The sequence below is a fragment of the Terrisporobacter sp. genome, assembly GCF_017888745.1.
In the GTDB taxonomy this organism is placed as follows: Bacteria; Bacillota; Clostridia; order Peptostreptococcales; family Peptostreptococcaceae; genus Terrisporobacter.
Genome location: NZ_JAGHFM010000037.1, coordinates 1 through 9,771 on the forward strand (window position 1 = coordinate 1; position 9,771 = coordinate 9,771).

A 9,771-nucleotide genomic window follows, 5' to 3' on the forward strand; every position below is an offset into this window, starting at 1 on the left:
CAAAAGAAGTTATAGAAAATTATCCTATAAGTGCATGTACAGATATAACAGGATTTGGTCTTGCAGGTCATGCCATGGAGATGGCTTCAAGTTCTAATGTTACTTTTGAAATAGATGTTGATAAAGTTCCATATATTAAAGGCTCTATAGAAATGGCTAAAATGGGATTAGTTCCAGCTGGGACTTATAACAATAAAAATTATATTTCAAATGATGTATGCAGTGAAGGAATTGAAGAATTCTATACAGATTTATTATATGATCCACAAACATCTGGAGGGCTTTTAATAAGTTTACCAGAAAGTGAAGTGGAAAATATATTAAAAGATTTCGAAGAAAAAAATATGGATACAAAAATATCAGTTATTGGTAGAGTAGTTGAGAAAAAGGAAAAAAGCATTATTTTAACTAAAAATCTTTAAATAAAAGAAGATTAGTCAAAAGATTTAAATATAAATAAGAACTTTTGATTAAAAAAGGGAGAAAAGATGGATAAAAATATATTGTATAGAAGCATCCCAAAAGTTGATGTTTTATTAGAAGATAAAAAAATAATTTCTTTAATAGAAAAATATCATAGAGATGTGGTAGTAGATGTTATAAGGGAAGAAATAGAAAAAATTAGGGAAGAAATAAAAACAAATAATGACTTTGATTTTATAAATAAAAAAATAAATAATTTAGTAGAAAATATAAGTAAAAGTGTTGAAAAAACTTACTCTTATAATATAAGAAAAGTTATAAATGGAACTGGAACCATACTTCACACTAATCTTGGAAGATCAATAATATCTAAAAAACATGCTAATTATTTAAGTGATATAGTTACATCTTACTCAAATTTAGAATATAACTTGGAAGATGGTAAAAGAGGAGAGCGTTATTCTCACTTTGAAAAATTAATTTGTAAAATAACAGGTGCTGAAAGTGCCATGGCAGTAAATAATAATGCTGCTGCAGTAATGTTAGTTTTAAGTTCTATGGCAAAAGAAAAAGAAGTTATAGTATCTAGAGGAGAACTTGTTGAAGTTGGTGGAAAGTTTAGAATTCCAGATGTTATGGAAAGTTCCAATGCTCATCTAGTTGAAATCGGAACTACTAACAAAACTCATTTAGAAGACTATGAAAATGCCATAAATGAAAATACTGGAGCACTTTTAAAAGTTCATACAAGCAACTTTAAAATCCTTGGATTTACTGAAAGTGTATCTATAAAAGAAATTTGTGATTTGGGTAAAGAAAATAATATTCCTGTTATTGAGGATATAGGAAGTGGTGTTTTAGTAGACCTTAGTAAATACGGATTAGAATATGAACCTACTGTTCAAGATTCCATAAAAGCAGGTGTTGATATAGTATCTTTTAGTGGAGATAAATTACTTGGAGGACCTCAAGCAGGTATTATAGTTGGTAAAAAGAAATACATAGATAAAATGAAGAAAAATCCTTTAACTAGAGCATTTAGAATAGATAAATTTACAGCAACTATTCTTGAAATGATTTTTAAAGAGTATTTAAACGAAGAAGATGCTATAAAAAATATACCAACTCTTTCTTTAATTACAAGAGACTTAAAAGAAATTGAAAAAAATGCAAATACTTTATATGAAAAATTAGATGTTTTAAAAGATGTTGCAATTATAAATATTGAAGATACACTTTCTCAAATTGGTGGAGGCTCTCTTCCAATGGAAAGATTAAATAGTAAATGTGTAAGTATTACACCTAAGAATATGTCTACTGCATCACTAGAAGAAAAATTAAGACTAGATGAAAACCCTGTAGTAGGAAGAATATCTGATAATAAGCTAATTATTGACATGAGAACAATATTAGATGATGAAATAGATATACTAAGCAAAAAACTAATAAATATAATAAAAAAATAGGGGAATTGATAACAAATGGTTAGTAAATTGATTAAAAATTTCTAATCATTTGTTTAGAATTTATAAAAAAACTGTTTATAAATTCTTTTACAAATGAGGGATAAAATGAAAAATATAATAATAGGAACAGCAGGACATATAGACCACGGAAAAACTGCTTTAATTAGAGCATTAACAGGTAAAGAAACTGATAGGTGGGAAGAAGAAAAAAGAAGAGGAATTACCATAGATTTAGGATTCACATATTTTGATTTACCAAGTGGTGATAGAGCTGGAATAATCGATGTTCCAGGTCATGAGAAGTTTGTAAATAATATGCTTGCAGGTGTTATAGGAATGGACCTTGTAATGCTTGTTGTTGCAGCAGATGAAGGATTTATGCCTCAAACTCGTGAGCATGTTGATATTATGACACAACTTGGAGTTGATAAATCTATAGTAGTTTTAAATAAATGTGATTTAGTAGATGATGAATGGCGTGAAATGGTAAAAGAAGAAATAAAAAAAGAACTTATAGGATCTGTCTTTGAAAATGCCAATATTGTTGAAGTATCTGCTGCAACTCACCAAGGAATAGACAATTTAGTATCAGAAATAGTTCATATGACAAAAGATGAATTAGTAGAAAAGGATATAAATACCATACCTCGTCTTCCAATAGATAGAAGTTTTTCCATATCAGGATTTGGTACAGTAATTACGGGTACTTTAATTTCAGGAAGTATAAAAAAAGATGATGTATTGGAAGTTTATCCTACTGGGAAAACAGCAAAAATAAGAAGTATACAAGTACATGGAAAAGATGTTAAAGAATGTTTTGCAGGACAAAGAAGTGCCATAAATATTTCAAATCTTAAAAAAGATGAAATTAAAAGGGGATTTGTTTTAGCTCCAAAAGATGCCATGGAAAACACTATGATGTTAGATGTAAAATTAAATGTACTAGAATCATCTAATAGAATTTTAAACAATAGATGTCGTCTTCATTTATTTACAGGAACTAGTGAAGTTTTATGTAGAGCAGTTTTACTAGATAGTGAAGAGGCAGGACCTGGAGATTCTTGCTATGCACAGTTAAGATTGGAAGAAGAAGTTGCTGTTAGAAGAGGAGATAAATTTATAGTTCGTTTCTATTCACCTCTTGAAACAGTTGGTGGAGGGGTAATACTTGATGCTAACCCTACTAAAAAGAAACCTTTTAATGAAAATCATTTAGAAGAAATTAAGAGAAAAGAAGAAGGCTCATCTACTGATATTGTTGAATTATTAGTTAAGAAACATAGTGAAACAATGATTACTACAAAGGAAATAGGTAAACTTACAGGTTTATCCATGGATGAAGTCAATGATTGTATAGATGAATTAAAGGAAGAAAATTTAGTATATTGCTATGAAATGAAAAAAGATGTTTATGTATGGCACTCTTCTCAAGAAGTAAAACTAGAAAAAGAAACTTTAGAATTTATAAAAAAATTCCACAAAGATAATCCATACAAATCAGGAGTAGCAAAATCATTACTTAAAACTAAATTATTTAATCCTATAAAGCAAAATGTATTTGACCAAATTATTTATAAGTACATGTGTAATAATAAAATAAAAAAATATAAGGAATTTTTATCTTTAACAGACTTTGAAATAAATAAAGATAAAACATTCTTAAAAGTAGAAAAGATTTTAATAAATACTTACAAAAAAGCCAACTTTGACTTTGTAAGACTTAGTGAAATTGAGTTTAATGAAGAAGAAAATATAGTAAAAGACATTTTAAATGTTTTAATAGATGAAGAAAAAATAGTTAAAATAAATGAAGAAATGTATACTTTAAAAAGTTTAATGGATAATGCTGAGAAAATAGTTTGTGAAAAATTAAAAACAAATAACTTAATAACTATAAGTGAGTTAAGAGATGAGTTAAATACTTCTAGAAAAAGTGCAAAGCCAATTCTTGAATACTTTGATAATATGAAAGTTACAAGAAAAAATGGTACTGAAAGTGAAAGGATACCTTACTAATGAACTTAAAACAATTGGAATCATTTGCTTATATTATAGAAACTAGAAGTTTTTCACAAGCAGCAAGCAAACTTTATTTAACTCAGCCAACTATTTCTTCACATATAGCATTACTTGAAAAAGAATTAAACTCTCAATTACTTATTAGAACTACAAAAGATGTTACACCAACGGAAGATGGTAAAAAACTATATACTTATGTAAAAGAAATTTTAAGAATTCAAAAGAATATTTTAGAAGAATTTAAGGTATTAAATGAGGATGAAAAAAATGTTATAACTATAGGAGCATCTTCTATTCCAGAACAATATATTTTACCAGAAATTTTACCTAAATATCTTAAAAAAAATAAAATAGAATTTAAAATACTGCAAGGAGACTCTTCTGCAGTTATAGATAAAATTATAAATAAAGAAGCAGAAATAGGTTTTGTAGGAACGAAAGTTGAAAATTCTAACCTTATATTTGAACCATTTTTCAAAGATAAATTAGTTGTAGTAACTCCAGCAACTGAAAAATATTTAAAAATGAAGGAAAATGGATATTCAATAAAAGAATTGCTAAAAGAGCCAATAATAATGAGAGAAGAAGGCTCTGGAACAAGAAAAGAAATAAAAGAGCATTTAAAACAATTACATATAAGTAATTTAAATGTAGTTGCCACACTAAATTCCATAGAGGCAATAAAAAAATCAATACAAAATAATATGGGTATTTCCATAATGTCTAATTTATCAGTTAATGATTATGTAAAAGATAATAGATTATTAGTATTTGATTTTGATAACGAAAATATGTATAGAAATTTATATATAGTTAGAAATAAAAAAATGTATATGTCAAATGCATGTCATAAATTTATAAAGTTTATGAGAGAATCTTACAAAGAAATATCATACTAGGAAGGTGATAAAATGATATATCTTGATAATGCTGCTACAACTATGAAAAAACCTAAATGTGTTATAGATGCAGTAGTAAATGCCATGACTCATATGGGAAATGCAGGACGTGGAGCAAATGAAGCATCTCTAGATGCATCAAGAATAATTTACGACACAAGAGAAAAGATATCTAATCTTTTTAATTTAAATAATCCATCACAAGTTGCTTTTACAAGTAACTCAACAGAAAGTTTAAATACTGCAATAAAGGGAATATTAACAGTGAAAGATCACGCAATAACTACTTCCCTTGAACATAACTCAGTACTTCGCCCTCTTTATGAGCTAGAAAATGAAGGAATGGAGCTTTCTATAGTTGAAAGTGATGAAAATGGAAATATTAATTATGATGATTTTGAAAAATTAATAAAAGAAAATACAAAAGCTATAGTTTGCACTCATGCATCTAACTTAGTTGGAAATGTTTTAGATGTAAAAAGAATTGGTGAAATAGCTAAAAAACATAATTTAATATTTATAGTAGATGCTTCTCAAAGTGCAGGAGTATTTAAAATTGATATGGAAGATATGAATATAGATATTCTTTGTTTTACAGGACATAAGGGACTACTTGGACCTCAAGGAACAGGTGGTATATGTGTAAAAGAAGGAGTTGAAATTAGACCATTAAAAGTTGGTGGAAGTGGAGTTAATACTTTTTCAAAAACTCATCCAAATGATATGCCAACTATGCTTGAAGCAGGAACTTTAAATGGCCATGCTATTGCTGGACTAAATGCAGCCCTTGATTATTTACAAGAAAAAGGAATAGATAATATTCAAAGAAAAGAAGAAGAATTAATGTTTAGATTTTATAATGGTATAAAAGATATTAAAGATATTAAAATCTATGGAAATTTTGAAAATAAAAGAGCAGCAATAGTTGCTTTTAATATCGGTGATATTGATTCATCTGCATTTAGTGATGAATTAAGTTTTGCTTATGACATATCTACAAGACCAGGAGCACACTGCGCTCCACTTATGCATAAAGCTATGAATACAGTTGAACAAGGTGCAGTTAGATTTTCTTTTTCCCACTATAACACAGAAGAAGAAATAGATATTGCAATAAATGCAGTAAAAGAAATTGCTGCAAGCTACGAATAATAAAAATTCACTGTACTCAAATTTATAAAATATTTAGAGGTTAAAATGAGAGAAAAACAATTAAGATTAATAGTAACATTTAAAACAACTACAGGAGCTATGGCCATGGAAAAGACTTGTAAAAGTGAAAATGTGCCGGGAAGATTAATTCCAGTTCCAAGACAAATATCTGCAGGTTGTGGACTATCTTGGCTTTGTAATAAAGAAGATCAAGAGAAGATAGAAAATCTTATAAAAGAAAATAATTTATCTTTTGAAAATATCCATGAAATAATGATGTAGTAATTAACTATTATGAAGAAATAATATTAAAGAGTAAATCATTTTGATTTACTCTTTTTTAAACAAAAATTTAAAGTAGAACTTTGCAAAAATGTAAAAATAAAACCATAAATTATACTTAAAAGTCCATAAGTAAAAATTCCACTAGATAATACTATTGAATTTATTATACCCATTGAAAATGCTACATTTATTCTTTCATTTTTATTATTTAAAATTAATGCAACAACATCAAAACCAACAGTTGTAGATTTTGCACTTAAACATAAAAAGTATCCTATACCTACTAATACTCCAGAAATTATTACACATAAAATTATTGGCATATTAAGCTTAATATTCATTGAGTGAAATAAATCAAAAAATGTCATATAACATAAACAACTAAAAATAGAAGAAGAAAAATATTTTTTCCCTAAAAATACATAACATATACCAAGTAGTAAAATTGTAAAAAGATTTGTTAAAATAGCTATATTTACATTTATCCAGTTAGATAAAACTAAAGAAAAACTTGTAACTCCACCATTTATAATATGATTTGGAACAGTTATAAAGGCATAGGCTCCTGTAATTAAAATGTTCCCAAGAATTATTTTTAAATACTTCATTTTTTTACCTTTCATTTCTATTAGTCTAATATATTATATTATTTTAAATAATTATTAAAATCAACTATATACTCTAGAATAACAAAAAAAATAGACCATATATCTATAGTCTACTTTTTATACACTTAAATATTTTTTTATATTCATCTCCAGAGAAAAATCCAATTACTAAATCGCTAATACTTATAAAAACATCAATCATTTTAAAGCCTCCTTATAAAATAATATGATTCTTTTTAATTAAAGTATAATATAAAAACTTGATCTCAATACATTTTATATAAATTTCAAACAAATTTATATTGATTATTTTGCATCTCTAAAGTAGAATACCTGAGCCTGTTATCAGAATGAAAAGACCCTATTTTTTAAAAAAATATACAGTTATAGACATAATATATCTAATAAAAAATAGGGTACAATTCGCTAACTTAGGTTTAGTAAAATACCTTCACCAGCCAGGTATACGATCCTGGAACGTCAGCTCTCGTCGAATTAATTATGCATTTCATCATAATTACGTATCAAAACAGGTCATATCCACCAACCTGTCTAGCTCTTTCAGCTATTCTACGCAGCCCTTTTTAATATGGATAACCACACCCGCTCCTCTTTACCTTATACTGTTTAGTAATTAGGCTAACATCCTTTGGAGAGTTTCAATTATAGGACTTTCGTTACACGCAACTAGGACGAGAGGTCTAGTGCGTGGCCGAGCACCCATTTTAACAGCAGTGCCCTACTGTAGCTTATATAAGCTCTAGTTTATAGTCTTACTAAGGACTTCCCACCCACCTATACATATGGTAGGGACTCTGATTTTAGTTATCAGCAACTCTACTTTTGGACTTACAAATTAAGAAAAACCACTTACTGTTGTTACAGTAAATCTCATTTGCAGTATCCAATTAGAACTGTAGCAGCCCTCTAATAGTTTTAAGTCTATTAGTACTATTTTTACATTAAAAAAGCCTGTCCTAAAAACTGGACAGGCTGTATGATTCGTTTAAGTTATGTACTCTTATAAAAAAAATTATATAAGATTCTCTTAAGTACTTGCCAAAAGTTAAATTTTTTGATAATATCTATTTATCAATTAACAAATAATTAAGAGCTTTATCTTTACGACTCTTGCTAACTGTTGCCGCAGTTTGTAGGTTTTATCTTTAAAAGTGTTTGCCGACATTTTTAAAGACTGTATTGATGAAGCTTTTTTTATTTAGTTGTTTTAATAAAACCACTATAACATTTATATAATATAAAAGTCAATCTTTTTGTATAAATGCTATAGTGGTTTTTTATTTATTTTCCATACTTTCTCATTTTTAACTTTAATAAAGAAATTGCTTTTTTACACTCTAATTCAGTTACTTCATTTTCCCCAACTATTTCACTTTCAATACCTTCTGGGTTTTTATTCATATCAACTATAGTATCCATATATTCATTTACAACAACAAATTGAGCAACAGTCCCAACAAAAGTAAGACCTACTACTGGTATTCCTCTAGTTGCCACTTGTTCAACAGTATTTGCAAAGTCTACATGTGAGTTTCCCCAGCCATCACAAGAAAGTATTGCTCCATCTGCCCTCATAGCCTCAGCCCAAGCAGCAGCTCTAGTTCCAACAAACATTTTATCTTCATTATCTTGAGGTGTTCCAACAACTATAACACCTAATAAATCTATATCTTCATCATTTGAAACTACATCAAGTAGAGGATCTCTAAAATGATGCAAAGTAGTTTCTTTAGTAGATGGTCCTATTCCCATAATAATACCTCCTTAACACATACAGCGAAGGGCGCCGTCTCTATATTCATTTGGTGAAACAATCATAGGAACATTACCCATGTCTATTATAGATCTTCCACCTTCCATTGCAGATGGTTCATGAGAGAAAAGCTGAGTATCATACATTGCACCTTGACCTGCAACTTGCTTTATAATAACTACCTTCTTTTTACCTGGTCTTACTTTATCATAAAACTCATGACGTTCACTGTATTTATGGCCATTTAATTTTTTAAGACTTGCTCTAAATTCATTACAAAACTTGTCACAAGCTCTATGTGCTGCCGTAGGCCCTGGTCTTACTTGTCCTTGACCAGATGCAAGTGTAACATCAAAAGATATTATGTAATCTTCATCTCCTGGAGTTCCTGGTCTATTTAATTTCAATTGTTCCTTTAAATTACCTTCAGAAGAACCAAACTCAGCAGTTTGAATTCCATCAACATCCACACCTGTAAGCATTACATAGGCACCAGTTAAAGTATGAGTTATACCTTCTCCAATTTTACCAAGAACCTTTGTAGATATTGGAATTATATCCATAATAGTATTTGTAAATCTATCATGATCTCCTGGTTTTATTATTTGAATATTTATATCTTCTATTAAAGGCTCACTATCTATTAATTCTTTTATCATGTCTTTACAAACAGTCATTTTACCATCAAGAAAAACCTTATTTTCATCACCAAATTCTACTTCATTTATGTGGTAAGATTTTATTACTAACCTACGAAGTGTAATTTCATTAGACATCTTTGCCCCTCCTTGTTATTTAAAATCCTATGAATAAAAAATTCGCTTCGCTCATATCGCCAACGGCTTTGCCCGTTGCTCAAAATTCGCTTCGCTTAAGCCACTGCGTGGGCGCTTAACTTTATGTCGCCAACGACTTCCTCCGTTGCTCAAAATTTATCAATTGAGATTATAAATTACGAATTTCAATATAATTATAGTGTCATAAGATTAACAGTATCAACTATTTTATTTTGCAAATCTTACTAATTTATTTATTTTTCCTATAAATTTCGCCCTTTTATGATAAATTTATAACAATTTTAAAATTTCTATTTTATTCCAAAATATAGTTTTTTCAATGTAAAGGAAAATTTATATTACAAAAAC

Annotated in this window: 9 protein-coding genes; 6 read left to right on the plus strand and 3 right to left on the minus strand. The window is 28.2% G+C overall.

Annotated elements, in window-relative coordinates; all coding sequences use genetic code 11:
- The 6 genes from J7G74_RS01585 to J7G74_RS01610 all read left to right on the plus strand — a co-directional run.
- The coding region (locus tag J7G74_RS01585) for an AIR synthase-related protein (RefSeq protein ID WP_297130981.1) at positions 1 to 422 on the plus strand (422 nt) is incomplete at its 5' end.
- A gap of 66 nt (positions 423 to 488) precedes the next feature.
- Positions 489 to 1,889, plus strand: a complete 1,401-nt coding sequence (gene selA / locus J7G74_RS01590; protein WP_297130984.1) for an L-seryl-tRNA(Sec) selenium transferase — start codon at positions 489 to 491, stop codon at positions 1,887 to 1,889.
- A gap of 105 nt (positions 1,890 to 1,994) precedes the next feature.
- A complete protein-coding gene (gene selB / locus J7G74_RS01595; protein WP_297130987.1) occupies positions 1,995 to 3,905 on the plus strand; it encodes a selenocysteine-specific translation elongation factor in 1,911 nt (636 codons plus the stop codon).
- Positions 3,905 to 4,807, plus strand: a complete 903-nt coding sequence (locus tag J7G74_RS01600) for a selenium metabolism-associated LysR family transcriptional regulator (protein ID WP_297130990.1) — start codon at positions 3,905 to 3,907, stop codon at positions 4,805 to 4,807. Before selB ends, J7G74_RS01600 begins: the two co-directional genes overlap by 1 nt.
- Before the next feature lie 12 nt (positions 4,808 to 4,819).
- Positions 4,820 to 5,959: an aminotransferase class V-fold PLP-dependent enzyme gene (locus J7G74_RS01605; RefSeq protein WP_297130993.1), complete on the plus strand. Its 1,140-nt coding sequence runs from the start codon at positions 4,820 to 4,822 to the stop codon at positions 5,957 to 5,959.
- Positions 5,960 to 6,004: 45 nt separating this feature from the next.
- The gene (locus J7G74_RS01610; protein ID WP_297130996.1) at positions 6,005 to 6,241 is read left to right on the plus strand and encodes a DUF3343 domain-containing protein; all 237 of its coding nucleotides are present in this window, start codon (positions 6,005 to 6,007) and stop codon (positions 6,239 to 6,241) included.
- Positions 6,242 to 6,279: 38 nt separating this feature from the next.
- Here J7G74_RS01610 and J7G74_RS01615 read toward each other — a convergent pair whose 3' ends face one another.
- The 3 genes from J7G74_RS01615 to prdD form a co-directional block, all read right to left on the minus strand.
- Positions 6,280 to 6,867, minus strand: a complete 588-nt coding sequence (locus tag J7G74_RS01615; RefSeq protein ID WP_297130998.1) for a YitT family protein — start codon at positions 6,865 to 6,867, stop codon at positions 6,280 to 6,282.
- A 1,287-nt stretch (positions 6,868 to 8,154) separates the two neighbouring features.
- A complete protein-coding gene (locus J7G74_RS01620) occupies positions 8,155 to 8,625 on the minus strand; it encodes a glycine/sarcosine/betaine reductase component B subunit (RefSeq protein ID WP_297131000.1) in 471 nt (156 codons plus the stop codon).
- 12 nt (positions 8,626 to 8,637) lie between these two features.
- The gene (gene prdD / locus J7G74_RS01625; RefSeq protein ID WP_297131003.1) at positions 8,638 to 9,402 is read right to left on the minus strand and encodes a proline reductase cluster protein PrdD; all 765 of its coding nucleotides are present in this window, start codon (positions 9,400 to 9,402) and stop codon (positions 8,638 to 8,640) included.
- Between the last annotated feature and the right edge of the window lie 369 nt (positions 9,403 to 9,771).

Bases quoted from the DNA above. Each gene is read 5' to 3' on its own strand.
- selA (WP_297130984.1), top strand. From the start codon at position 489: ATGGATAAAAATATATTGTATAGAAGCATCCCAAAAGTTGATGTTTTA.
- selB (WP_297130987.1), top strand. From the start codon at position 1,995: ATGAAAAATATAATAATAGGAACAGCAGGACATATAGACCACGGAAAA.
- J7G74_RS01600 (WP_297130990.1), top strand. From the start codon at position 3,905: ATGAACTTAAAACAATTGGAATCATTTGCTTATATTATAGAAACTAGA.
- J7G74_RS01605 (WP_297130993.1), top strand. From the start codon at position 4,820: ATGATATATCTTGATAATGCTGCTACAACTATGAAAAAACCTAAATGT.
- J7G74_RS01610 (WP_297130996.1), top strand. From the start codon at position 6,005: ATGAGAGAAAAACAATTAAGATTAATAGTAACATTTAAAACAACTACA.
- J7G74_RS01615 (WP_297130998.1), bottom strand. From the start codon at position 6,867: ATGAAAGGTAAAAAAATGAAGTATTTAAAAATAATTCTTGGGAACATT.
- J7G74_RS01620 (WP_297131000.1), bottom strand. From the start codon at position 8,625: ATGGGAATAGGACCATCTACTAAAGAAACTACTTTGCATCATTTTAGA.
- prdD (WP_297131003.1), bottom strand. From the start codon at position 9,402: ATGTCTAATGAAATTACACTTCGTAGGTTAGTAATAAAATCTTACCAC.